Here is a 24,833-nt window from a genome sequence, read left to right as displayed (position 1 = left end):
CAGTTAGTGGTTAGTAGCTGTTTTTTTTTGCGACCAACTACTACCTTCTAAGGATATCGATTTCGGCCCAAACAAACGCCATCAGTTCACGGATGTGCTCCCGGGAAAAATCAAACGGTACATTGGCGGCTGCATAAATCTCCCGCATAGGCGCCTTATAACCCAGGCTCAGGGCTTTTTTGTAGCCTGCCAGCCCTGCTGCTGGGTCGTGCCGGTAGTTGCGCCACACGCCAATAGCACCTAACTGGGCAATACCATACTCGATATAATAAAAAGGAACTTCGTACAAGTGCAACTGCCGCTGCCAGAGGTATTCCTGATAAAAAGCAAAGCCATCCCAATTCGTGACCGAGTCGGCAAACTCCCGATAAATACGCAGCCAGTTTTCCCGCCGTTCCGCGTCAGTATGCGTAGGGTTCTCGTAGATCCAGTGTTGAAATTTGTCGATGGTAGCCACCCAGGGTAAGGTTTCGATAATGGATTCGAGGTGCTGTAGCTTAGCCCGGCGCAACTCATCGGGATTCTCGAAAAATACGTCCCAATGATCCATCGACAGCAGTTCCATGCTCATGGAGGCCAGTTCGGCCACTTCCATGGGCGGGTTGCGGAAGGCTTTCAGTGACAAGTCGCGCGTCAGGAAGGAATGCACCGCATGGCCACCCTCATGCACCATCGTGACCAGGTCGCGCAGGCTTGAGGTGGCATTCATGAAAATAAACGGCACGCCAATTTCTTCCAGCGGGTAATTATAGCCGCCGGGCGCTTTGCCTTTCCGCGAGGCCAAATCGACATGGCCCATAGCCTGCATAATCCGCAGGTCATCCCCTAATTCTTTATCAAGCTGATCGAAGCAGAGGATGGTTTTTTCGATGAGTTCTTCGCCGGTGCTAAAAGGTTTCAGGGCAGGACGGCCTTCAACATCGACTTTAGCATCCCACGGGCGAAGCGGCTCCACCACTAACTTTGCTTTACGTTCCTGAGCCAGTTCGTTCAGCAGCGGTACTACAGCCTCGGCCACCGATTCATGAAAGTTGACGCAATCATCGGGCGTGTAGTCGAACCGGCCCAGGGCGGCAAATGAATAATCGCGGAAGTTGGCAAATCCGGCGTTCACGGCTATCTGATGCCGTAGAGTCCGCAGCCGGTCAAACAATTGGTCGAGGGCTTCATGGTCTTTATAGCGCCGTTCCCAGATTTTTCGCCAGGCTTCTTCACGCACGGCCCGGTCGGTCGACTGGAGCCGGTCACTGGCTTCAGGCAGGGTCATTTCGCGGCCATCGATGGTTACCATCATAGCCCCGGCAATAGCCCCGTACTTCCGCTCTTCGGTCTGAAGCTCGGTCTGGAGCGGAATGTTTTCGTCCCGAAAAATCTCAATGGCCTTCTTCATGCCCCGCACCATCACCTCGTAGCCATCGTCAGTTAACTGGCTCAAATACGGGCTGTTCACGGCTTTCAGGTCGAGGTCGTTGCTGTAGGCCGTCATGGGCGGCTGAATCTCGGCAATGAAAAAATTGAGTTGATTCACTAAGTCTTCGCTGGCGGTGTCGCAGGTCATGCGGATGTACCGCCAGGCAAAGTTTTCGGACAGATAAGATTCCAGTTCGCTTCGGTCGAGCAGCCACTGCCGAAGGTCGTCGGCGTTGTGGATAGGCCGTTCGCGCAAATCATCGAAAAGTGGCTTCACATCATCCCAGCTTGTCAGTTCGAGTGTTTCGCCAATAAACGGGCGGGCGGGACGGGTAGGAATAACTAAGGATTCGTTGGCGGTCATTGATATAGCGTAACCTGGACGGCCACGTCCGGGAATGGAGTATATAGTGAATTAGTATTTTTCGCCCGGACGTGGCCGCCGGAATGCCTTATCACCAAGCTATATAAGCCATTCTAAAACTTTTTTGTTCACAAATTTGCATCTACGAAAATCTTCGTATATGTTTACTACGAAATTATTCGTAGAACAAAAAATATGAAACCAACCGACGCTGAACTGGAAATCCTGCATGTGCTTTGGGCTAATGGCCCCAGCACGGTGCGGCATGTACACGAGACGTTGAGCCAGACCCGCGACATTGGCTACACAACGGCACTGAAACTCATGCAGATCATGTACGAGAAAGGGTTACTTTCCCGTCTGGAAGATGCTCGTTCGCACACCTACACGGCGGCTGTTGGCCAGGAAGATACACAACGAAACTTAGTGGATCGGTTCGTTGAAACGGCCTTTCGGGGCTCAGCCTCAAAGCTGATTATGCAGGTGTTGGGGCAGCATAAAGCGTCGCGCGAAGAATTAGACGAGATCAAAACCCTGCTGAATAATCTGAATCGCTCCGGTGGCCCGGCTGGATTAACAGATTAATGAATTTCTCTGCGTTTATCAGTCACTCATTTTGCTCAAACTTAACGATTTCCTATACCTCATGAACGCTATTAATTTCCTGTCAAGTCCGGTGGCAGATGCGTTAGGCTGGACGTTACTTCATGCCATCTGGCAGGGCTTTGCCCTGGTCTTGCCCATAGCCGCAACGTTGCATCTGTTCCGAAATCAGGCGAGTGCGCTGCGTTATCGCGTTGGTGTACTGACCTTACTGACCCAATTAGTCGTATCAGCCGCAACGTTTATCTGGTGTTACCAGCCGACCGTTACAAACCAGCCACTACTGCCGTCTGTCAGTGTTCGTTTTGCGACACAAATCAGTTGGCAAACCGTAACTCAAACGCTGCCGTGGCACCAACAGACACACTATTTTCTGGAAGAGCACCTAAGTCAGTTTGTGCTGATTTACCTGATCGGCGTGGCTCTGTTTGGGTTGCGGCTGGCGGGTGGCTGGGTTTATCTGCAACGCTTAAGCCGGACCGCCACACCACCTGTCAATAAAGGCTGGGGTCAATTGACCGATCGCCTTCGGTCGGCGTTAGCGATTCGGGCTGTCGTTCAGGTGCGCGAGTCGGCCCGGATTGCCGTGCCAATGGTGGTAGGCGTCCTGAAACCAGTTTTACTCCTACCCATTGGGCTGGCCACGAGTTTGTCCATGCGTGAAATCGAAGCCGTTCTGGCGCACGAGCTGGCGCATATCAAACGGCATGATTATGCCGTGAACCTGCTTCAATCGGTAGTTGAGGTGCTGTATTTTTTCCACCCGGCACTCTGGTGGCTGTCGGCGCGGGTCCGCGAAGAGCGCGAACATTGCTGCGACGATCTGGCCGTGCAGGTATGTGGGGGCGATGGGCATATTCTGGCGCAGGCCCTCGCCCGTGTGGAGGAATTGCGGCTGGCACAGATGGACCAGACGCCCGCGCTGGCAATGGCTTTTGCCTCAAAACGTCAGCATTTACTGCATCGGGTTCGGCGGATGCTGGGCGTTCCGACCCGGCCTTTTGTGTCCAATGGCAGTTTGGCGGGGCTAACGCTGGCAACCTTACTCTTGATGAGTGTGTCGGTGTATGCCGTTCAAAAGCAGGATGAGCCGAAGCGAAAAACGACTCAGCCGAAGCCTACGCGACGCCATAAAGTCGATGGCAATTCGGAATACGGGATGGCGGGCAACAAAAAAGTTAGCTACATTGTCTGGAAAGGGCAAAAATTACCTACTGCTCGGGTCGCTAAACTACAACGTCAACTCGATCAGGTGATGACCGGACAACTTTCCCTCGACGATGTTCCGCAGGCTGACCGCGATATTCTGCTGACCATCATTGAAAAAAATGAGTCGTTTGATGAGGGCATGGAATCGCTGTCGGATGGGTTGGCGCATCTTGATTACAACACAATTATAAAGACTGGCATGGATGCCGCCAATGCGGCTGGCACATTTCCGGTTAACGTAGATGAAGTCTTGAAAGAAGTAGAGAAGATTGACTATAACAACATCATCAATGGGGCGATGGCCTCTGTCTCTCATCTTCGTATCCCTAATGACACCCTCGACCGCCAGCGCGCTTTCCACCAACGCCAGATGGACAGCCTTACCAGACTTATTGACCAGCGGGCGCAACAGGTTGAGGCACTGCATCGCCAAATGGAAAATCTCCGGTTTCCGGTTGAAGAGGCCGAACGGAGCCAGCAGGTTCTGGAATGGCGCAAAGAAAAGCTGGAGGAGCAACGTCATACACTGATTGAGAAACATCAGCAGTTGATGCACAATGATGGTAAACAAAAACTAAACCTGACTGAGGTCGAAAAACAGTTAGCTGCCCTTGAGCCAGAAATCAAGAAGCAGGAAACCAGCATCGATGCGCTGAACAGGCAACTTGAAGAGGCAGAGGCAAAAATTAAAAGTAGTCAGCAACCCCTCGAAAAATTGGAGCGGGAAGCCGAGCAACTGAATGAGCAGGTGGAGGAATTATCGAGAGAAATGAGCAAACACGATGAGGGTATGGCCCGCATGATTCCGATGGAAGAGGCAAAGCTTAATTATGAAAATGCGGTGCGGAGAATTCGTCCGGCGCGTCCCCCGTACCCAGCCCGTGCTTCACGTCCTTACCGCACCATCCGGCCCGTCATAGCACCTAATGTGATTCATCCGCCAGCACCACCCGCACCGGCAAGAATACGTGCTACGCCCGCGCTTGCCCCTACACCAGTAGTGCCTGCTACTCCACGTTCTGAACCAAAGCCTAAGCCGGTTATTGCCCCAACACCACCCAGGCCCTAATCAAAAATCTTTGACAAAGCTGATACTACATTCCATTGATTATCAGAGTTATCAGCTTTGTCAAAGATTACTTTACGATTACTTACTCAATTTCAATCACCACATCATTTCCAACGGGGTGGGCGACACAGGTGAGTACATACCCGGCCTTCAATTCAGATTCGGAGAGACCGTCTTCTTCGTCTAATTTCACCTTGCCGGAAATACACCTGCCCAAACAGGCCGTACACATACCCGCCTGACATGAATAGGGCAAATCGATGTCTGAGTCTAAAGCCGCTTCCAGAATGGTCTGGTGGGGAGCTACGGCAAATTTGTATTCGCTGCCTTCATAGAGTACCGTCACTTCGGGGGAACTACTGTCGGCAGCCGTGAATGGCTCTTCCACCACGTCGCCGGCAGCAACGGGCGCATGGGCATAACTCTCCTTGTGTACGCGCTCAGCCGCAACACCCACCAGCGCCAACGCCGAGCGGGCTTCGGCCATCATACCATCCGGGCCACACAGGTAAAAACTCGCATTCTGACGTTCGGCAGGCGGCAACTGATCGAGCAGTTTCGTTAGCGTGTGTTGGTTCAACCGGCCTTCGGCACCTGACCAGTTTCCCGTAGGCTGGCTCAGAATATGCGTCACCTGAAAGCGTGAGCGGCCGTATGCCTGCTCCATCGCGTCTACATGTGCTTTGTAGATAATCGACGCCTGATTGCGGTTGCCATAGACAAGCCACACGCGGCTGTTTGGCTCGACGTGCAGAATTGATTTTGCCATCGAAAACAGGGGCGTGATGCCGCTGCCGGCCCCAATCAGCACCAGCGTCCGGCGATTCTGCGGGTCGAGTTTTGGAACAAAGGTGCCCATTGGCTCCAGCGTTTCGAGAATATCGCCGGATCGCACCCGGTCGCAAAGGTAATTAGAGGCCAGTCCGCCCGGAACCCTCTTCACCGATACCGCCAGCGATACATCGACGTGGGGCGACGACGCCATCGAGTACGACCGGCGTATTTTCTGCCCGTTTATAGTCAGTAAAAACGTCAGAAACTGACCAGGTTGATAGCGAATTTCTTCGTTGATGGGGTGCCAGAAACTTATTGTCACAGCGTCGGGCGTTTCCCGAACGACATCTTTTATTTTCAAAAAATACCGATTTGCCATTCCTATTCTCAGGTTGTTATCTTCTAAACACAGAGGAACGGAGAAAAGGACGAAGAACAGCCAGAAATTCTGCAATTATTGCTATTCTTCTGTGTTTCTCTGTGGTAGAAATCATTTTACAAAGGTACATCAAGTGGCTGATTGATGAAATTCGACTAACCGTTCGGCGGGTGCCTTCACAATCCGGCCCATCGTTAGTCCCGTTTTTTCGACAGCCAGACTCAACTGCGGAGCGAAATAATGAGCAATTGACCCCACAAAGTGAACCAGCCATTGAGCGGCTTCGGGAAACCGGCTAACGTAGGTTGTCAGAAAGAGGGAGAAAGCGTCGATCACCAGACCCGCTATATACGGATGCGCGAGATGCTCGGCCAGAAAAGGCGTAAATGAAGCGAAATATCGGTTTGGAAACGGTTTTTGGTAGGCGTTTTCCAGCAGTGCCGGGCGGGCAAGGGCGTAACGATTCTGGAAGGCTACGCGCAGGTCGGCGGGCAGACGTTCCTGAAAAAAATCGCGAACGAGTGTTTTACCTAAGTAGCCTCCGCTGCCTTCGTCGCCCAGCCAGAAACCCAGCGACTGAATGCCCCGCGTAATAGCCTGACCATCGTAGCAGCAGGCATTCGAGCCGGTACCCAGAATACAAACAATGCCCGGTTGATGCCCGGCCGCTCCCCGTGCCGCCCCCAGCATATCGCTGTTCACTGAAACCGTTTGTAAACCGGGCAAGACCACCTGCAACGCATTGGCTACCCCATCATTGACTGGCGGACCGGTGCAACCCGCTCCATAGAAAAATACCTGCGTAACCGGCACATCGGCTAGCTCTGGCAACAGTTGCCCCCGCAAAACAGTCGCCATTTGGTCGGCAGTTTGATAATATGGGCTGAATCCATCCGTTTGTATAACACGGGCCTGACCATCGGCAGAAACGAGTCGCCAGTCAGTTTTTGTGGAGCCACTGTCGGCAATAAGCAGCATAAAATCAGGTTTCAGGGTTAACGTTCCGTGTTTCACGTTCTATGTTTCAAGTTCCATGTTGGTTACGAAATAGGGAACCTGAACCATTAAACTAATTTCCCAACTGCCGAAAATCGTTCAAAAACGCGTTTCGTATGGGGGGCATCGGCCAGTTCGTCGGTGAGGTCCTGCCCGGCCCAATGTTCGTAGTGTTTGCCATTGCGCCACAATCGCGAGGCCGACAGGTCGTAGATGACGCCTTCATAAGCGCACCAGATTTCGTCGCGGTCCTGTCCGTTCCTTAAGGCCAACTGCGACTGCGTGTAGGTGGGTAACTGGTGAGCGTTGGTGGGCAACATACGTCCGTTAAGTCAATCAGGCCAATAATTAGGCATAACTTTTGCGAGTAATAACAAAAATAGCGTACTTTAGCCACTTCAGATTATCCTGCATCCGATTAACCATGAGAAAGACCCATTTTATCGCTTTTCTTTCCGTAGTAACGTTATTTAGCCTGTTGATGGGCTGTGGTGGTAGTAAGGTTGCTCCCGTTTCGGAACGGATTGCCAAAGTCTGGACGGCCAGCAAAGTGGATGAAAACAGCACAACGGTTTATTCGCGGGGTGGCACGGCCAATGTTCGTAACTACGCCAGCTTTAAACTCGACCTCAGTAAAGCGCCAACCGTTACGTATACCGAGTTCGACGGCAACACCTTTACCGGTCAGTATTCCGTTCCGTCTGACGACAAGCTTGTTCTGACCAATTTAAGTCCCTCGCCGACAGGGGTTGCCAATGGCACCATCGAATTTAGGATTGACTCCATCGACGATACAAATCTGAAACTTACCCGCACAACGGCCAGCCAGAAAACCGGCAATACAACGAATGCCTATACGCTGACCAACCCATAAATTTGGAGCAAACCAATCTTACCAGAAAGCCGTTCCGTTTAAACCCGGAGCGGCTTTTTTAATGAATAATGGATAATGAACAATGCTTACTTAACCGCTCCCATTATCCATTATCCATTATCCATTATTATGACCGACTTAAACAAACTTGGCGAAATTGGGCTGATTGACCGAATCCGGCAGGCAACGCCACTGCCCACTCATCCCGAAACCGTCCTTGGCATTGGCGACGATGCGGCCGTATTCGACTGGGGTGATAATTATGGCCTGCTGGCAACCGATTTACTCGTAGAAGGTATTCATTTTGACTTAACGTATGTGCCCCTGAAGCACCTCGGCTATAAAGCCATAACCTTCGGAGTTTCGGATATTGCCGCCATGAATGGGTTGCCGGTGCAGGTAACTGTGAGCATCGGGCTGAGCAGCCGCTTCCCCGTTGAGGCCGTCGATGAGTTGTATGAAGGTATTCGGGCCGCCTGCGAAGCGTACTCCGTAGATTTGGTTGGTGGCGACACAACGGCTTCACGCTCAGGTTTACTTATCTCCGTATCGGTCCTGGGCAAAGTGCCAAAAGACCTGATTACGTACCGAACTACGGCTCAACCCAGCGATGTGGTTTGCGTAACGGGCGACCTCGGCGCAGCTTATTTGGGTTTACAATTGCTGGAGCGGGAAAAGCAGGTGTTCCTGGCCGACCCGAATATGCAGCCAAGTCTGTCTGAGGAGCGGGCCTATCTGGTGCAGCGGCAACTGCGCCCCGATGCCCGCACCGACATTGTCCACGAACTCCGCGACCTCGGTATCCGGCCCTCCGCAATGATTGACATCTCGGACGGGCTGGCTTCCGAATTGTTACATTTGTGCCGCCAATCGGGCACGGGCGCAGTGATTTTTGACGAAAACGTACCGATTGATGACCAGACGCATTTAGCCGCCGACGAGTTTAAGATTAGCCCCATAACGGCTGCCCTGAACGGGGGCGAAGATTATGAACTGCTGTTTACTGTCCGACCGCAGGAATTTGAGAAGCTGGCGAACAACGCCCGCATTACGGCTATTGGCTATCTCACCGCCGACCCATCGCAGATTGTGCTCTCCACGAAAGCCGGTCAGCAGACACCGATTCGGGCGCAGGGGTGGGACAAAATGGCCCAATAGAAATCGTAAGTATGTTCACTTTACCCGCACAAATTTTGAGTAACATTTCTGCTCGCAGCGGGGCAGCAGAAGCAAGGTGTCGCGCCGGAACGCCAATCCCTGCCGAAAAGCAACGGTAGCTCCGTTGGTGCCTATAAAAAAATTAATGCCAAGGCTGTCGGGGTATGTAGTATCGACCCGGTAATGTTTAATGGAGCTGTAATACGTCATTTCGGGGCCGTTGGCGATTAGTTTGCCATCAGTTTCAAAGGCGAGCGTTTGTGGTGGGCTGGCCGGATAACGCTGCGTTCGGTAAAAGGAGGTGTCGCGTCGAATATTAACGATAACCCGTTCAGTAATCAACGTGTCTTTCAGGATGGTCTGACCACCCACCTGCACCTTTACCGAATCGCGCCGGGTGATAAACGTTTCGGTTGGCACAGACTTAATGGAATCCCTGACAAAACCCCGTTCGACCAATTGCCAAACACCGGTTATACGCATATCGCCCGCGCCGGGTGAGAACCCAGTCGTTTTATCGGCACACTCCATAAGCAGAGTGGTTAACAGCAGTGTCAAACTTAAATATAAAACTTTTCTCACGGATTAGTCGGCGGGTCGTATGGGTAACGAACAGAGTGATACAGCCATTGCCTTGGCAGATAGGTGCTATGTCACCCTCACCCCGCTCTCAAAGGCGAGTGGCTAAACGGGAGATTGAAAAGCCCCTCGCCTTTTGGGAGAGGGGTTGGGGTGAGGGCCTCCACGAAACACTACACAAACTCCATGCCTTGTTCTTTGGCGTCGGCCACAAAGTTCTTTACCTTCTGCTCTTCTTCCTTCCGGCAAATCATTAATACGTTATCATACTCGGCCACGATATAGCCATCCAGCCCATTAACCACAACCAGCCGATCCTTCGGCGTTTTGATAATGCAGTTTTTGGTGTCATAGAGCATAATGTGGCCGTCAATCACGTTCAGGTCATCGTTCTTATCAGATACTTCATACAATGATTTCCACGTACCGAGGTCCGACCAGCCGAAGTCGCTCAAAACAACGTACACATTACCAGCTTTTTCCATTACGCCATTGTCAATCGAAATGCTTTTGGTGAGTGAATAGGCTTTATTGATGAACGGTTCTTCACGGTCCGTATAATAAGCTTCTTTACCTTCCTCAAAAATCTCGGCAATTTCGGGCAGGCAGGTCTCAAACGCGTTGATGATGGCTTGCACGTTCCAAACAAAAATGCCCGCATTCCAGACGAATTCGCCACTTTCCAGAAACTGTTGCGCCAGCTCGAGGTGTGGCTTCTCGGTGAATGTTTTTACCCGGTTAATTGCCTTGCCCGCTTCAGGAATGTATTGAATATAGCCGTATCCGGTATCGGGGCGGCTTGGCTGAATACCCAGCGTCACCAGAATATCCTGTTGTGCTGTCGCATCGAGCGCGGCCTGTATGGTGCGTTTAAACTCCTCTTCTTTCAGGATAATATGATCGGCAGGAGCCACCACAATATTGGCTTCCGGGTCTTTCTGTGCAATTTTATAGCAGGCATAGGCAATGCAGGGAGCCGTATTGCGGGCAATGGGTTCGCAAAGCACCTGATCGTCGGAGAGAGACGGAAGTTGCTGCTGGCAAAGGTCTTTGTAGAGTGAACTGGTAACAATAAATATGTTTTCGGGCGGGCAAACCCCCTCAAAACGGTCGGCAGTTTGTTGAAGCAGTGTCCGGCCCGTGCCCAGCACATCGTGAAACTGCTTCGGGTAACTCGTCCGGCTGAAGGGCCAGAACCGGGTTCCAACTCCTCCCGCCATAATAATAACATAGGTATGGCTCATGGATATGTTTAGTGATTTTAGGGCAAAGTTGCCACTAACGAACTGATTTACGAAGCACGAAGGACCATTTTACGATTTAGCGGTCATCCTGATTTTACACTTGAACGAACGCCTAGTCCCTAAAGCCTGCTTTATAGTTTGTAAATTCTAATAGTTCCCGCCAATGGCCCGAAGCAAAGCCACCGCGAACTGCACCTCCTGATTGCGAAGTTGAACCAGTTGCTGTTCAGCAGCCAGAATTGTTCGCTGGGCGTCGAGAACTTCCAGGTAAGTTGCCAGGCCCCGAACATAAAGTTCCCGATTGTACTGTTCAGTTCGTCGGGCCAATACCAGTGTTTGCGTCTGCAAATCAAGTTGCTGGCGTAGGATCGTCAGGTTATCTAAAGCCGTTTCGGCATCGCGTTGCGCCAGTTGTAGCGCCTGCTGATAGGTCTGCTGGTTCGTTTGCGCCTGTTGCTTCGCCAACGCAACATTCTGACGGGCGCGATGCCCTTCGTAGAGCGGCACCGATGCATTAATGCCCACTAAATAGGTTGCACTGCCTGGTGTGAACCAGGGGCCAATCCGGCCCGACAATAAACCACCCGTCGCGATTAATGTGACCCGAGGCAGGGTACTGTTCTGCTGAAGCGTTATCTGAGCATCTGCAAGCTGATTCAGCCGACTAAATTGCAGCAAATCGGGACGACGCTGCAACTGCTCAGCCGAGACACTGGCATACGGATAGGTCGGCACAGCGGTTGGCATAGCGCCCACGGGTACTGAAAATTCAGTTGGATTCTGTCCGCAAAGTTGGGCCAAGCTGTTTACCAGCTCGACGCGAAGGCGCTCAAGCCCTTTCAGCGTGACCTGTAGGCCAGCATAATCGGTTTCGGCCCGTTGGATATCAATCTGGTTGATTAAGCCAACCCGGAACCGTTCGCGCAGGATGGAAAGCGTCGTATCGCGCGATTGCATATTCCGGCGAAAAACGGCCTGCTCAGCATCGTTTCCCCGAATGAGCAAATAGGTTCGGGCAATGTCGGCAGCCAGCGACAGCCGGAATGCCTGATAATCGGCATCACTGGACTGGGCCTGTAAATCAGCCACCGTTATTCCAGCCCGAATGCGCCGGAATAAATCCAGCTCGTAACTGGCATCGATGGGCAGCAACTGAAACGTGCTTAACTGAGAACGCGGCAACTGGTCGGCCGGGTTGGGAATGGCAAGCGGCCGGCGCTCCGACAGGCTTTGCGTGGTAATCAGGGCTGAACTTCGAAGCGATGGCGATTGAAACGACTGCGCCACTTTCACCCGAATCCGGGCTTCCTCCAATCGGCTCAGAGCCGCCCGCAGATTGGGGCTGTTCGCTAAACCTAACTCAATGAGCGAATTAAGCAACGGATCCGCAAATCGGCGAAAACCGCTGATTGCCACTAAAGGTGTTGATCCGTTAGCGTTGGAAGCTGCTGTGGGTAGAGTTAACGTCGATGTAGTAGTTGGCGGCTGCGGCTGAGCAGTACCGGTGGTTCCGGCCGGTAGGGTACCCGGCTGAACAGTCACGGCACCCCCGGTTGGATTAACAGGCGTCGTTTGGGCCTGCGCTGCATAGCCACAAACCATACACCATACACCATAAACAGTAGATTTGTTCATCGTTGCGCTACCGTTTTTTCGGCTACGGTTTTCCGAAATCGAACTTTCTGCCCATCGCGCAGGCGGTCGTTGGGGTTGGTTACAACCCGCTCCTGCCCCGTCAGCCCACCGATGGCTTCCAGCGTTGTGCCATAGTCGCGGCCCAGCGTGATGGGCACAAACCGGACCCGTAAATCGGTGCCAACGACAACTACCCGAGGGCCTTCGGGCGTTATTTGCAGGGCATTCGCCGGAATCAGCACGGGTGCTTTTGCTGTGATCATGTCAAATTTTACCTGGCTGTATAATCCCGATGGCAGTTCCTGCTTTGGGTTTGGAATCACCACTTCGGCCAGCAGCGTGCGGGACTCGTTTCGCAACGCCCCCGATGTTCGCACGACTTTGCCTTTAAAGGTTCGATTCTTCAGTTCAGGTATAATCACCGTTGCGGGAAGGCCAACCTTTACGTACTGAAAGTATGTTTGTGGCACATCAACGAACACCCGCAGCGTGCCCAATTCTGAAAGGGTGAATAAAGGTTGCCCCACACCCGGCGACACGAGTGTGCCATTCTCAGCCGTTCGGCTGGTGATGACTCCGCCGAAGGGCGCCCGAATCTGCTGTAGGTTCTTTAGCGCTTCGAGCCGTCCCAGGTTGGCTTGAGCAACCGTCACCGCCGACCGCCGGGTATCGACATCCTGTTTGGCAATGGCACCGGGCAGTTGAACACTTAGCAGGCGGTCGAGGTTGGCCTGAGCCAATTGCTGGTCGGCTTTGGCGCGGGCAATATCCTGGTCGAGTTCGGGCGCGTCAATGGTGGCTAAAAGCTGCCCTTGTTTTACCTGCCCGCCAATATCGACATACCACCGACGCAAAAAACCCTGCGTTCGTGCATATAACGGAGTTTGCCGATAAGGCTGAATCTGACCGGGTAGTGTCAGTCCCGTCGTGTCGGAGGTTTGTTTCAATAGCACGGCAGTAACGATTGGCTCGCGGTTCCTGCCTTCATTAGCCTCCGCTTTCAGTGCCTGATTATTTTTTAAACGAGGTAGCACGCCGAACACGACGAATACCGTAATCAACAGGAGTAGAAGTAGGAAAATTCTTAATGCTTTCATTGATAATGACGTTAAGTCAACCGCTCAATATTCACGACAGCCTCTTTGTTGAGTGGGCCGTAGAGGTGCGGAAATAATTCGTTAGTTGCGGAAGCTTCGTATCGTAGTTCATGGGCTAACCTGGTTGAGTCAATATGTAGTATCAATAAGTTGGTTATGCCCTGATAATAGCGATCCAGCACACCGGCAACCTGCTCTTTTTCAGACAAATGAATGAAACCTTCAGACCCTAAACTCGCAGCCGTGTAGGTTGATTTTTTTTCCTGCTCAACCCAGTCGCTGGCCGGAACAATGTGGTAAAGTAGGTTCATCAGGCAACTGTTTTAAGTTTCCGTGCCAGGTAGCTAAAGACAACCGGTACAAACAACAACGTCGTGAAGGTGGCCATTAGCAAACCGCCAATAACTGCCCGGCCTAAGGGCGCGTTCTGTTCACCTCCTTCACCCAGGCCCAGCGACATCGGCAACATCCCGATAATCATGGCAATGGCGGTCATCAGAATAGGCCGCAGGCGCGTCCGGCCCGCTTCGAGCGCGGCTTCGTAGGCATTTCCGGCCACTTCGGGAAGGTGATCTTTGGCAAAACTAACTAACAAAATACTGTTTGCCGTTGCCACGCCTACGCTCATAATGGCCCCCATCAGCGACGGAATGCTGAACGTTGTGCCGGTCAGAAACAGCATCCAAACCATGCCGCATAAGGCTCCCGGCAGGGCCGTAATGATAATAAACGGATACCGAAACGACTGGAAGTTGACCACCATGAGCAGATAAACCAGCAACGCAGCAAAGACGATACCCAATCCCAGCCGGTTAAACGCACTTTCCATGCTCTCGACCTGCCCCCGGATTGAAATCACGTTGCCGGGCTTGAGTTGCGTTCTGTAGTCGGCAGCCAGTTCGTTCAGGGCTTTTGCCACTGAGCCTAAATCCGTTTTTTCGACCGACGCATACACATCATAACTTGGCTGGGTATTCACCCGGTTGATGATGACGGGCGCCGTCGTGCGCTTCATGGTCATCACGTTGCTCAGCAACTGAGGAGTTGCATTTACCTGCTGGCCAGGAATGACCGGCGTCCGCAGCAATTTTTCGTAGGAATCCAGCTTGTAGGGTGGTGTTTGTACGGCAATGATGTAGGGAAACCCCGTGTTTGGGTCGGGCCAGAAGTTGGGGCGGGTTTGCCCGGTACCGCTGAGCGAGATATTGAGATTTGTCGCCACGCGCTGCTCGGTCAGGCCAAATTGCCCGGCGCGTTCCCGGTCCACATTCAGAAACAATTCGGGGGCGTCGAGAACCTGGTGCAGGTGTACATCAACCGCGCCGGGAATCTGCGCGATTTTATCCTGTAGTTCGTGGGCTACTTTCAGATTATTTGCCCGGTCGAATCCCGACACCTGTACGTCGATGGGAGCCGTCAGGCCGAAATTCAGAATCTGACTCACAATGTCGGCGGGCAGGAAGAAATACGTTACGTCGGGCATTTCCTCGCGTAGCCGCGCCCGCAGTTCGCGTACATAGTCAAGGGTTAAGCCAGACCGCTCTTCGCTGAGCGAAATCAGCAGTTCCGCATCGGCAGCGCTGGCCGTAGAGTTATCCGAGAAAAAGAAATTATACCGCTCGGATGTCAGACCGATGTTCGTGATTATCGAGCCAACTTCATCTTCCGGGATCACCTCACGGACAATTTCAGCCGTTTTGGCGGCAACGATCTCTGTGGCTTCGAGTCTGGTTCCGGCGGGAGCACGCAGGTGAAGCCGCATTTGCCCCCCATCGACCTGTGGAAAGAAATCCCGCCCAACAAAAGGCAGCAATAGACCCGTAAAAATAAGTACGGTTAAAAATACGCCCAGCACCGTACGGCGATTGGTAAGCACCCATTCCAGCGCCCGAATATAGCGGCCCTGAAAACGCTCGAAGCCTGCGTTAAACCGGTCATAAATTAAGGCATGGGGCAGAGGACGCGGAGCGGGGGGAAGGAAGCGGGGCGCATGAGGCATGGAATGGTTTTCCACCTCTGCACGCTCTGTCCCCTGCTCCAGGCTCCCCGCTGACGGCTCCGCATTCCCGGCCCCATGCCCCTTTTCCCCTTTGAGCATCATGTCTGCCAGGGCCGGAACCAGCGTCCGGGAAAGCACATAAGAGGCCAGCATGGCAAACACGACTGCTTCGGCCAATGGCCCAAACAGGAAACGGGCCGGGCCTTCGAGGAAAAGTACGGACGTGAAAACGATACAAATCGTCAGGGTTGACACCAGCGTTGGGGTGGCAATTTGCTGTGCTCCTTCCAGAATAGCCTGCCGCAGGGGCATCCCTAATTCTTCATTGCGGTGAATATTTTCGATGGTTACGGTCGCATCATCGACCAGAATACCGATAGCCAGGGCCAGCCCGCCAAGCGTTTGAATATTAAGGGTTTCGCCCAGCAGATAGAGCACAATGAGCGATGCCAGAATCGACAGGGGAATCGAAATAGCCACAATAAGCGTACTCCGCCAGCTCCCCAGAAAAAGCAGAATCAAAGCGGCCGTTAGCAGGGCGGCAATCATGCCTTCAATTAGAACGCCTTTGATAGATGCCCGTACAAACAACGACTGGTCGAAGAGGGCTTCGATGCGAAGATTAGCCGGTGCAGCCGCCCGCACAGTTGGCAGAATCTGGTTCCGAATTTTATCGACAATCTCCGTTGTGGAGGCATTCCCCGTCTTCACAATCCGCATCAGGATTCCCTTACTGCCGTCCTGTTTCACAATGTTTGACTGCACCGCCGACCCGTCATGCACATTCGCCACGTCGCGCATGTGAACCGTTGTGCCGCCGACATTCTTGATCGGAATGTCGTTGAGGGTTGTAATGACATCGGGCTTTGAGTTAAGCCGGACGTTATATTCGCGTTCGGCCAGCCGCAGTGAGCCACCGGGCAGGGTCAGGTTCTGAACAGAAACCGCGTTCAGGACCTCTTCGGGCGTAACATTGTAGGCCACCAACTGGTCAGGCTCCAGGTCTACCGCAATTTGCCGGGTTTTGCCACCAAATGCCTGCGAGAGCCGACTGCCCGGCACCGTCGAAATCTGCGGACGAACGCGCGTCTGGGCATAATCAGTAATCTGGGATTCGGTCAGACTGTCCGACGAGAGGCCTAATTGCAGCACTGGCACATCGGTGGCGTTGTAACGCACAATCAGCGGGGGCTGCGTGCCAGGCGGCATTCGGACCAGTATCGTCTGGGAAATAGCCGTTACCTGAGCCAGTGCTTCTTCAATTTTTACCGTTGGCTGAAAAAAGATTTTTAGTACCGCCGTGCCATTGTAGGTTTGCGATTCGAGCCGCTGAATATCGCTGACGTTGTTGATAAGTGATGTTTCGGAGAAGTTAGTAATCATCTTCTCCATTTCATTCGTCGACAGGCCGCTATAGCCCCAAATAACCGATACGACGGGGATGTTGATGCGCGGAAAAATATCGGTGGGCATCTGCGTTACAGCCAGCCCGCCCATAATCATAATCAGCAACGCCATAACGGCGATGGTGTATTTTTTTTCTAAGGCTAATCGGACAATCCACATGACGAGTCGGGCAAAAACGAGGAAATAGCGGAAACTGCGGATGTAATACTACTCAAAGACGCGAACCAGGGTAAGTAGAATTGCACAAAAGCAGGAACTTCTTAATGAATCGATTCTGCTTCCAACTAAATAGTAGGCAATCTAATTGTATTTTTCTAAAATATATACTCATACAATTGACTTATTCAAAGAACAACTTGTCCTGATTCGTAATTGTCCTTGTTGTATAGAACCGTTGGGCGGTAAATCAACTTTACGCGGAAATCATTGTAATTTTGTCGTCACAACAAAAATTGATTCAGTCATGCCAACCGCACAAATGAACACCGATAAAGGCACTATGCTCATTGAATTCTATGAGAAAGATGCGCCTAAAGCGGTTACTAATTTTATTTCACTTGCGAAAAAGGGATTTTACGATGGAGTTGCCTTCCACCGGGTTATTCCAAATTTTATGATTCAGGGTGGCGACCCCACCGGCACGGGGTCGGGCGGGCCGGGCTACACCATTGATTGCGAACTGACGGGCGAGAATCAATACCACGACCGGGGCGTTTTATCGATGGCCCACCGGGGTCGGAATACGGGCGGCTCCCAGTTTTTCATTTGTCATAACCGCCAGAACACAGCTCACCTCGACCGCAACCATACGGTTTTTGGCAAAGTTGTCGATGGGTTAGATATAATTGATGAAATCCGCCAGGGCGATAAAATAAAGAGTATCACCATTCTGGAAGAGTAATCGTAACGCGGTGGTGCGGCATACCGACGGAAGCCCGTGAAGCCGCAGGCTAAGTTGTAGTGACAAGCTAATTACAACTTAGCCTGCGGCTTCACGGGCTTCCGTCGGTATGCCGCACCACCGCGTTACTTAACTGTAAACCGGTGTTTTCCGGGAGATTAAACCCGTGATGGCCAGCAACACTGCTACAATTGCACCGGCCCCGGCAACCAATGGAATTTGCCCATACCCTTCCTGCTCCACCGCAATAGCCGCGTAAGCCCAGGCAAACACCAGAATATACGCCACCGACCGAAAGCGGTTAAACACAATAGCGCCAACCAGTAGCCCCACAATCAGGATAGCAGTTGCCCAGGTTTGCTCAGATAGTTCCATCAGGCTAAATTCGGTGGCTTTCAAAAAAACGGCTGTATTCAGAATAGTCGCAACGGTTAACCAGCCAAAATAGATAGAAAACGGAATCCGGGCGAGCCAGGTTTGCGTTGCGGAAGTCGCCGATTCGGGCAGGGTGGCGTCGCGGTCGGTTGGGATGAGCGGAACGTGGGGCTTCTCCAGCAATCGCTGCTCAATAACGACTAAGGAGAACAGCATGACCAGAATAACAAGCAGGGCAATACCAATGCGCTCGTTGTTGAACAATGGACTCCAGATGCCATTGCACACCGCATTGAGGACCACCCACCAGCCAATTGCCCGAAAACGCGGGGTTGTTTGCTGTGCCGGTAACGCCTGATAAACGGCAAAGGCCAGCAGGCCCAGAAAAATAAGTCCCCATATCGAAAAGGCGTATCCAGCCGGAGTTATCAGCGTATGGTATTTGTCTGAAATTTCGCCGTTGGTTTTGCCGCCAAACATCCCGGCATTGGACAGGTAGTTCAGGGCAATCATGGCAACAATGCTGAGCACGACCATGACCTGCCGGAGTTTGTCATTTTGCATAAAAAAGGGTTGGTTGATATGGCTATCAACCAACCCCAGATGTATTGTGTTTGCGTGACCAAACCTGAAAGGTCTCCAAAAGACCTTTTAGGTTTTTGCTCTTTACAACTCCAGAATCTTAAACTCGGTTCGGCGGTTACGCTGGTGCTCTTCTTCGGTTTGGGCGTTTTTAACAATCAATACGGTTTCGCCATAGCCCTTTGCCACCATGCGGCTGGCGTCGATGCCTTTCGAAACGATGTATTCTACGGCCGACTTTGCCCGATTCTGCGAGAGCGTATTGTTATAGGCATTGCTAGCCCGCGTATCGGTATGCGACCCCAACTCAATTTTCAGGGTTGGATTGTCTTTTAGAATCGTCACCAATTTATCGAGTTCTTCAGCCGCATCGGTACGGATGTTGTATTTGTCGAGATCATAGTAAATGTTCTCCAGCACGAACGTCTTGTTCAGTGTTGCTTTGTCGAGCAGAATTGCCACGTTGAAGGTCGTATCGGTTTGAGCCTTCGTCAGGAAAACGGGTGGAATACTTTTTCCCTGCATCGTAAACGCTTCCCGGCGCGTTAAATAGCCCCGGCGTTCGGCCAGAAGGGTATAATCTTTCCCTTCCTGCAATGGGTATTTACCAAACGTGCCGGGTTGCCCGGTTGTCACTTCGGCAATGGGTTGGCCGGTGGCATCATCCAGAATTCTGACCCGCGCCGAATCGAGCGGAGCAATTGGCGTTTCATTGGCCGAAACCGTTCCGGCAATGAAGTACCGCACCGTTTTGGGCGCGTCGGCGGGTGGATTTTTCGCAATGGTCGATGTATCGGTGGCTGGGCCTTCCTGGAAGAAATAAATATCGTCGTCGCCTTTGCCCCCCGTTCGGTTTGAGGCCAGGAAACCCTTTGTAGCGTCGGTATAAATCAGACCGAAATCGTCGGCGGACGAGTTAATTGGCTGGCCCATGTTTTCGACCCGCGTAACGCCCCCGGAGCGCGTAGCTACGAAAACGTCTAATTTACCCAAACCCGGATGCCCATCTGAGGCAAAGTACAGTTTGGCGTTCGGTGCTACATACGGAAACATTTCATCGCCGGGCGTATTGATGTCGCGGCCCATATTGACCGGGCGGCTAAACCGGCCCGATGCATCAATGCTGGTGCGATAGAGGTCAATGCCACCGGCGCCACCCGCCCGGTTGGAAGCAAAGTAAAGGGTTTTGCCATCCCCCGAAAAGGCGGGCGAACCATCCCAGGCGGTCGAATCGCTGATGGGCAACCGGAGCGGCTGACTCCAGGCATTTGCTTCACCTAACCGGCTGATATACAGGTCAACATCCAAACCACCCTTGCGCTTACCATTATTGCCCCGCGCCAGCACCATCGTTTTACCATCTTTCGAGAACGCGGGCGTGCCTTCGTTTACATCACCCTGAAAAATAGTTGTGCTGAACAACTCAGGGGCGGGCGTCGTGCCTGTTTCGTCGGGATTTTGATTAAGTTTTGCCTTATACAGACCCAGCATTTGCTGACCGTTGTTCTTGTACACCTGTTCCTTCCGCGAAGACGTGAAAATCAACTCTTCGCCCCGCACAACGGGCGCAAATTCGGCCCCCGGCGAGTTTAGGTTGTTCATGTTCCGCAGGTTGATGAGCAACTTATTTTTTGAGATGACATCAATCGCCCGCAGGGTTTCCACCTCCCGTCGAGCCTTGTCGAGCGTGGTTTTGGCGACCGTTTTTGGCGCATTGGCTACGTAGCTTTGTAACTGCTCCAGCGCATCACCATACTGCCCCTGCGATTTCAGCGCATAGGCATAATTGAACCGGGCATCGGGTTCGGTGGTATTTGCGGCAATGGCTTTCTGATAAAAGGGCGCAGCTTCACCAAAGCGGTTCGACAGCCGGTAGGATTCCGCCATGTAATAATTTAGGCGGGCGGGGTCAATGGTCCCCTTTGAGGCCTTCTGAAACTGGTTGAGGGCCAGGTTATATTCCCCGGCATCGTAATGACGGACACCTTTTTTATACGCCTGCATGGCCGAATTGCAGCCCGTTAGTCCAAGGGCCAGACACGACATCACGAGCAGCCCAGATAACGTATTGATTCTCATATAGGTAAAAAAGCAAATCAGTATTTTGCGCCCAAGATACTGCAAAGTTGGACGGGTCTTACTTTTAACGAATATACGTGGCTTTTTATTGAGGTTAATTCAGGACATAAAACGCATAAAAAGGCCACCCGTTTTTTCTAAACGAGTGGCCTCTAATCATAAATTTACTGATTACAACTGCTGCGCCACACTCACCTCTTCGGCCACCTCCGTCGCATACGCATCTGTCGGTACGCAGGAGCAAACCAGATTCCGGTCGCCATAGGCCGAATCGATACGGCTGACACTTGGCCAGAATTTGCGGGCACGAACCTGGGGCAGTGGGTAAACAGCCTTTTCACGACTGTAAGGCCGGTTCCAATTGTCAGACAAAACAACCGTAGCTGTATGGGGTGCGTGTTTCAGGACGTTCGATGCCCGATCAGCTTCGCCGGTTTCGATTTCGCGGATTTCGTTACGGATGGCAATCAACGCGTCGCAGAAACGGTCGAGTTCGGCTTTCGATTCGGATTCGGTTGGCTCAATCATCATCGTGCCCGCTACCGGAAACGACACCGTTGGCGCGTGGAAACCGTAGTCCATCAACCGCTTGGCAATGTCCTCGACCTCAACCCCCACCGCCAATTTGAACGGACGACAATCAATAATCATTTCGTGCGCGCAGCGGCCATTTGTGCCGGTGTAGAGCGTTTCATAATGACCCTTTAACCGCGCTTTGATATAGTTGGCGTTCAGAATGGCCCGTTTGGTTGCATTGCTCAGCCCATCGCCACCCATCATAGCAATGTAGGCATAGGAAATGGTCAGGATGCTGGCCGAACCATACGGAGCCGCCGAAACGGCGCCCCTCACCGACCCGTCGGACCGCCCCAACCCCTCTCCCAAAGAGCGAGGGGAGTCTATCTGCTCCCCTTCTCCCCCTGGGAGAGAGGGCCGTGGGGTGAGGGAAACATGTCCTGGTAAAAATGGAACTAACTGCGATGCCACGCCAATCGGTCCCATGCCCGGCCCGCCCCCGCCGTGCGGTATACAAAAAGTTTTGTGCAGATTCAGGTGGCAAACGTCCGCGCCAATTGTGGCTGGTGAGGTCAGCCCAACCTGAGCATTCATGTTCGCACCATCCATATACACCTGCCCGCCATGCTGGTGAATGGTTTCACAGATTTCCTTGATACTTTCTTCAAAAACACCGTGGGTTGAGGGATAGGTTACCATCAGGCACGAGAGGTCAGGGCTATATTGTTCGGCCTTGGCTTTCAGATCGGCTACGTCGATGTTGCCGCGCTCATCGCACTTCACAATCACGACTTTCATACCCGCCATGACTGCGCTGGCCGGGTTGGTGCCGTGCGCCGACTGCGGAATCAGAGCGATGTTGCGGTGATGGTCGCCCCGGCTTTCGTGATACGCCCGAATGACCATCAGCCCGGCATATTCGCCCTGCGCCCCGGAATTGGGTTGCAGCGACATGGCAGCAAAGCCCGTAATCTCACAGAGCGATTCATTCAGGTCGGCAAATAGCTGCTGATAGCCAATCGTCTGGTCCTTCGGGGCAAACGGGTGCAGTTTACCAAACTCAGGCCACGTAACCGGAATCATCTCGGCAGTGGCGTTCAACTTCATAGTGCAACTCCCCAGCGGAATCATCGAATGCACCAGCGACAGGTCTTTTTCTTCCAACGATTTCAGGTACCGCAGCATCTCATGCTCTGTGTGATGGGTGTTGAAGACCGGATGCGTTAGATAATCCGACTGACGAATCAATGAATCAGGCCACGTAATCTCCAGCCCGTCGAGAATAGACTCTATATCGGCTTTTATGCCAAAAACGGTCAGCAGTTCAGTTACGTCGTGCAGCGTTTTGGCTTCGTCAAAGGAAACACCAACGTGTTCGTCATCAGCGAGGTAACGCAGGTTGATCTGAGCCGCCCGCGCCGATTTCCTGAGCGATTCAATATCATCAACCCGAACGGTGATGGTATCGAAATACTGATCGGTGTTCACCTCATAGCCACTCCAGCGCAGGGCCGTCGCGAAGACTTTGGTCAGGGCATGAACCTGCTCAGCAATGGCCCGGAGCCGTTGGGGGCCGTGATAAACCGCATAACTTCCAGCCATAACGGCCAGCAACACCTGCGCCGTGCAGATGTTGCTGGTAGCTTTCTCGCGACGAATGTGCTGCTCACGGGTTTGCAGGGCCATACGCAGGGCAGGCTTCCCCTCAGCATCCTGCGACACGCCGATAATACGACCCGGAATATGCCGCCTGAACGAATCGCGGGTGGCAAAAAAAGCCGCGTGAGGGCCACCGTAGCCCATTGGTACGCCAAACCGCTGCGACGAACCGACGACCACATCAGCCCCCATTTCGCCGGGAGACGTTAGCAACGTCAGGGCCAGCAAATCGGACGCCACGGCAACCGTGATACCCAGTTCGTGAGCGGCCGAAATCAAATCGGTATAATCGAACACGTCACCGTCCGAAGCAGGATACTGCAGCAGCATACCAAAAATGTCACCGGTGGTTAGGTCCATTGTGCGGTGATCACCTACCAATACGCTGATATTCAAAGGGGTAGCCCGTGTCAGTACAACATCAATCGTTTGGGGGTGGCACTGCTGCGACACAAAAAAGGTGCTGGCACTTTTGCGGGTGACTGGTCGCGTAGCGTGCAGCATCGTCATGGCTTCGGCGGCAGCGGTTGCTTCGTCCAACAGCGATGCGTTGGCTAAGTCCATGCCCGTCAGATCCGACACAACCGTCTGGAAATTCAACAGGGCTTCGAGCCGTCCCTGGGCAATTTCGGCCTGGTAGGGCGTATAAGCGGTATACCAGGCTGGATTTTCCAGAATATTACGAAGAATAACGTTCGGCGTGAGCGTGTCGTAGTAGCCCGTGCCGATATACGATTTAAAGACTTTATTTTGCCCGGCTATTTTTTTAAAATCAGCCAGAAACTGCATTTCTGATTTAGCAGCCGGTAAGTTGAGAGGCTTTGTCAGCCGGATGGCATCGGGTATAGTCTGGCCAATTAGTTCGTCAATCGAGTCTACCCCAAGTGTTTGAAGCATTTCGGCCTGAGCCGCGTCTGTCTGGCCGTGATGACGGTCTTCAAATAGGTCTGTTTGCTGAAGAGTTAATTTCATGCCGGGATCGCCCACGTTTTCGTTTTAGTAGAAACTCAAATTTACGGCAGAAGGTGCAAACTCCAGTATAACTCCTGAATATTGTGGCCCGATAATTGCCAGCCCTTAAACTGATGCCTCAAAATAATGTACCTTTAGTGTCGGTTGTGATGCCGGTTTATAACGGTGAGCGCTACATTACGGAAGCGGTGGAGAGTATTTTGAGCCAACAGTACACGAATCTCGAACTGCTGATTCTGGATAATGGGTCAACCGATGGAACACCTGACCTACTGGCCCGGTTTGCCCAACTCGACAGGCGGATTCGGTTACTGCACGAACCAAAACCGCTGGGGTATGGGGGCGAAGTGGCGAGTAATATAGCGGCTCGTCAGGCAAAGGGGGAATTTATTGCCAAACTCGATGCCGATGACGTGGCCATGCCCGACCGGTTGACTAAGCAGGTCAGCTACCTGACAGCCCATCCAGATGTATTTCTGGTTGGTAGTCAGTTGACGATTATCGACGAGTCGGGCCGGGTTACGGGTAGGCGGGCTTATCCGCTTACGCACGAGGAAATCTATAACGAATTTTACCTTCGGTTTCCAATAGCGAACCCAGCAGTGCTCTATCGGAATTGCCTGAAAGACGATTTGTACCAGATACGATTCGCTCATTTTAACGATTACTATAGTCTGTTTCGGTTAATCCAGGCAGGGTACCGACTGCATAACCTGCCCGAAGCCCTGACAGCCTACCGAATTCATACAACGAATACCGTATTTACGAATCTGAGGGCCAAATGGCGCAGTAATGTAGCCATCAAACAAACGTTTGTTCGGGAGTTTGGCTATTCGGCTCCCTGGACACACCGGGTTAAAATAGCGGCTATTACCCGTGTAATTAACCTGTTTCCTGAACAGATTCTCATTAAGTCAATGAACAAAGCCCGCCAGTTAATCAACGCCTAATC

Annotated in this window: 19 protein-coding genes; 6 read left to right on the top strand and 13 right to left on the bottom strand. The window is 52.4% G+C overall.

Annotation, left to right across the window (positions count from 1 at the left end; translation table 11 throughout):
• Positions 1 to 40 precede the first annotated feature (40 nt).
• Positions 41 to 1,774 (bottom strand): M3 family oligoendopeptidase, encoded by a 1,734-nt coding sequence (locus tag ACYVI1_RS11175; protein ID WP_460909976.1) that lies wholly within the window; start codon positions 1,772 to 1,774, stop codon positions 41 to 43.
• Positions 1,775 to 1,969: 195 nt separating this feature from the next.
• On the opposite strand from ACYVI1_RS11175, the gene ACYVI1_RS11170 reads away from it, so the two are divergent.
• Entirely contained in the window at positions 1,970 to 2,359 is a 390-nt protein-coding gene (locus tag ACYVI1_RS11170) for a BlaI/MecI/CopY family transcriptional regulator (RefSeq protein WP_460909973.1), read from the top strand.
• Between the two features lie 61 nt (positions 2,360 to 2,420).
• Positions 2,421 to 4,655 carry a M56 family metallopeptidase gene (locus ACYVI1_RS11165; RefSeq protein ID WP_460909971.1) on the top strand — a complete coding sequence of 745 codons (2,235 nt, stop codon included), beginning with the start codon at positions 2,421 to 2,423 and terminating at the stop codon, positions 4,653 to 4,655.
• An 82-nt stretch (positions 4,656 to 4,737) separates the two neighbouring features.
• Here ACYVI1_RS11165 and ACYVI1_RS11160 read toward each other — a convergent pair whose 3' ends face one another.
• The 3 genes from ACYVI1_RS11160 to ACYVI1_RS11150 form a co-directional block, all read right to left on the bottom strand.
• Positions 4,738 to 5,808: a 2Fe-2S iron-sulfur cluster-binding protein gene (locus ACYVI1_RS11160; RefSeq protein WP_460909969.1), complete on the bottom strand. Its 1,071-nt coding sequence runs from the start codon at positions 5,806 to 5,808 to the stop codon at positions 4,738 to 4,740.
• A 129-nt stretch (positions 5,809 to 5,937) separates the two neighbouring features.
• Entirely contained in the window at positions 5,938 to 6,786 is an 849-nt protein-coding gene (locus tag ACYVI1_RS11155; protein ID WP_460910515.1) for an N-acetylglucosamine kinase, read from the bottom strand.
• 86 nt (positions 6,787 to 6,872) lie between these two features.
• Positions 6,873 to 7,124, bottom strand: coding sequence for a cytochrome b5 domain-containing protein (locus ACYVI1_RS11150; protein WP_460909967.1), 252 nt, complete (start codon positions 7,122 to 7,124; stop codon positions 6,873 to 6,875).
• A gap of 104 nt (positions 7,125 to 7,228) precedes the next feature.
• On the opposite strand from ACYVI1_RS11150, the gene ACYVI1_RS11145 reads away from it, so the two are divergent.
• Together ACYVI1_RS11145 and thiL are read left to right on the top strand one after the other, a co-directional pair.
• The gene (locus ACYVI1_RS11145) at positions 7,229 to 7,678 is read left to right on the top strand and encodes a hypothetical protein (protein ID WP_460909965.1); all 450 of its coding nucleotides are present in this window, start codon (positions 7,229 to 7,231) and stop codon (positions 7,676 to 7,678) included.
• 129 nt (positions 7,679 to 7,807) lie between these two features.
• Positions 7,808 to 8,836, top strand: coding sequence for a thiamine-phosphate kinase (gene thiL, locus ACYVI1_RS11140; RefSeq protein ID WP_460909963.1), 1,029 nt, complete (start codon positions 7,808 to 7,810; stop codon positions 8,834 to 8,836).
• A gap of 15 nt (positions 8,837 to 8,851) precedes the next feature.
• Here thiL and ACYVI1_RS11135 read toward each other — a convergent pair whose 3' ends face one another.
• The 6 genes from ACYVI1_RS11135 to ACYVI1_RS11110 form a co-directional block, all read right to left on the bottom strand.
• On the bottom strand, positions 8,852 to 9,367 hold the full coding sequence (locus tag ACYVI1_RS11135; protein WP_460909961.1) for a hypothetical protein: 516 nt from the start codon (positions 9,365 to 9,367) through the stop codon (positions 8,852 to 8,854).
• A 221-nt stretch (positions 9,368 to 9,588) separates the two neighbouring features.
• A complete protein-coding gene (locus tag ACYVI1_RS11130) occupies positions 9,589 to 10,659 on the bottom strand; it encodes a mannose-1-phosphate guanylyltransferase (protein WP_460909959.1) in 1,071 nt (356 codons plus the stop codon).
• Between the two features lie 147 nt (positions 10,660 to 10,806).
• Entirely contained in the window at positions 10,807 to 12,294 is a 1,488-nt protein-coding gene (locus ACYVI1_RS11125) for an efflux transporter outer membrane subunit (RefSeq protein WP_460909957.1), read from the bottom strand.
• Positions 12,291 to 13,391, bottom strand: a complete 1,101-nt coding sequence (locus tag ACYVI1_RS11120; protein ID WP_460909955.1) for an efflux RND transporter periplasmic adaptor subunit — start codon at positions 13,389 to 13,391, stop codon at positions 12,291 to 12,293. Before ACYVI1_RS11120 ends, ACYVI1_RS11125 begins: the two co-directional genes overlap by 4 nt.
• A gap of 11 nt (positions 13,392 to 13,402) precedes the next feature.
• On the bottom strand, positions 13,403 to 13,702 hold the full coding sequence (locus ACYVI1_RS11115) for a DUF952 domain-containing protein (RefSeq protein WP_460909953.1): 300 nt from the start codon (positions 13,700 to 13,702) through the stop codon (positions 13,403 to 13,405).
• Positions 13,702 to 16,956 carry an efflux RND transporter permease subunit gene (locus ACYVI1_RS11110; protein WP_460909951.1) on the bottom strand — a complete coding sequence of 1,085 codons (3,255 nt, stop codon included), beginning with the start codon at positions 16,954 to 16,956 and terminating at the stop codon, positions 13,702 to 13,704. Before ACYVI1_RS11110 ends, ACYVI1_RS11115 begins: the two co-directional genes overlap by 1 nt.
• 304 nt (positions 16,957 to 17,260) lie before the next feature.
• On the opposite strand from ACYVI1_RS11110, the gene ACYVI1_RS11105 reads away from it, so the two are divergent.
• Positions 17,261 to 17,698: a peptidylprolyl isomerase gene (locus ACYVI1_RS11105; protein ID WP_460909949.1), complete on the top strand. Its 438-nt coding sequence runs from the start codon at positions 17,261 to 17,263 to the stop codon at positions 17,696 to 17,698.
• A 129-nt stretch (positions 17,699 to 17,827) separates the two neighbouring features.
• Here ACYVI1_RS11105 and ACYVI1_RS11100 read toward each other — a convergent pair whose 3' ends face one another.
• From ACYVI1_RS11100 to gcvP, 3 genes are all read right to left on the bottom strand, one after another.
• Positions 17,828 to 18,637 (bottom strand): tryptophan-rich sensory protein, encoded by an 810-nt coding sequence (locus tag ACYVI1_RS11100; RefSeq protein ID WP_460909947.1) that lies wholly within the window; start codon positions 18,635 to 18,637, stop codon positions 17,828 to 17,830.
• Between the two features lie 102 nt (positions 18,638 to 18,739).
• Entirely contained in the window at positions 18,740 to 20,734 is a 1,995-nt protein-coding gene (locus tag ACYVI1_RS11095) for an OmpA family protein (protein WP_460909945.1), read from the bottom strand.
• A gap of 171 nt (positions 20,735 to 20,905) precedes the next feature.
• The gene (gene gcvP, locus ACYVI1_RS11090) at positions 20,906 to 23,881 is read right to left on the bottom strand and encodes an aminomethyl-transferring glycine dehydrogenase (protein ID WP_460909944.1); all 2,976 of its coding nucleotides are present in this window, start codon (positions 23,879 to 23,881) and stop codon (positions 20,906 to 20,908) included.
• Positions 23,882 to 23,994: 113 nt separating this feature from the next.
• On the opposite strand from gcvP, the gene ACYVI1_RS11085 reads away from it, so the two are divergent.
• Positions 23,995 to 24,831 (top strand): glycosyltransferase family 2 protein, encoded by an 837-nt coding sequence (locus ACYVI1_RS11085; RefSeq protein WP_460909942.1) that lies wholly within the window; start codon positions 23,995 to 23,997, stop codon positions 24,829 to 24,831.
• Positions 24,832 to 24,833 lie beyond the last annotated feature (2 nt).

This window comes from Spirosoma areae (assembly GCF_054781775.1).
The sequence above is the reverse complement of the archived record's forward strand: the minus strand, read 5'-3'. Positions and strand labels throughout refer to the sequence as shown.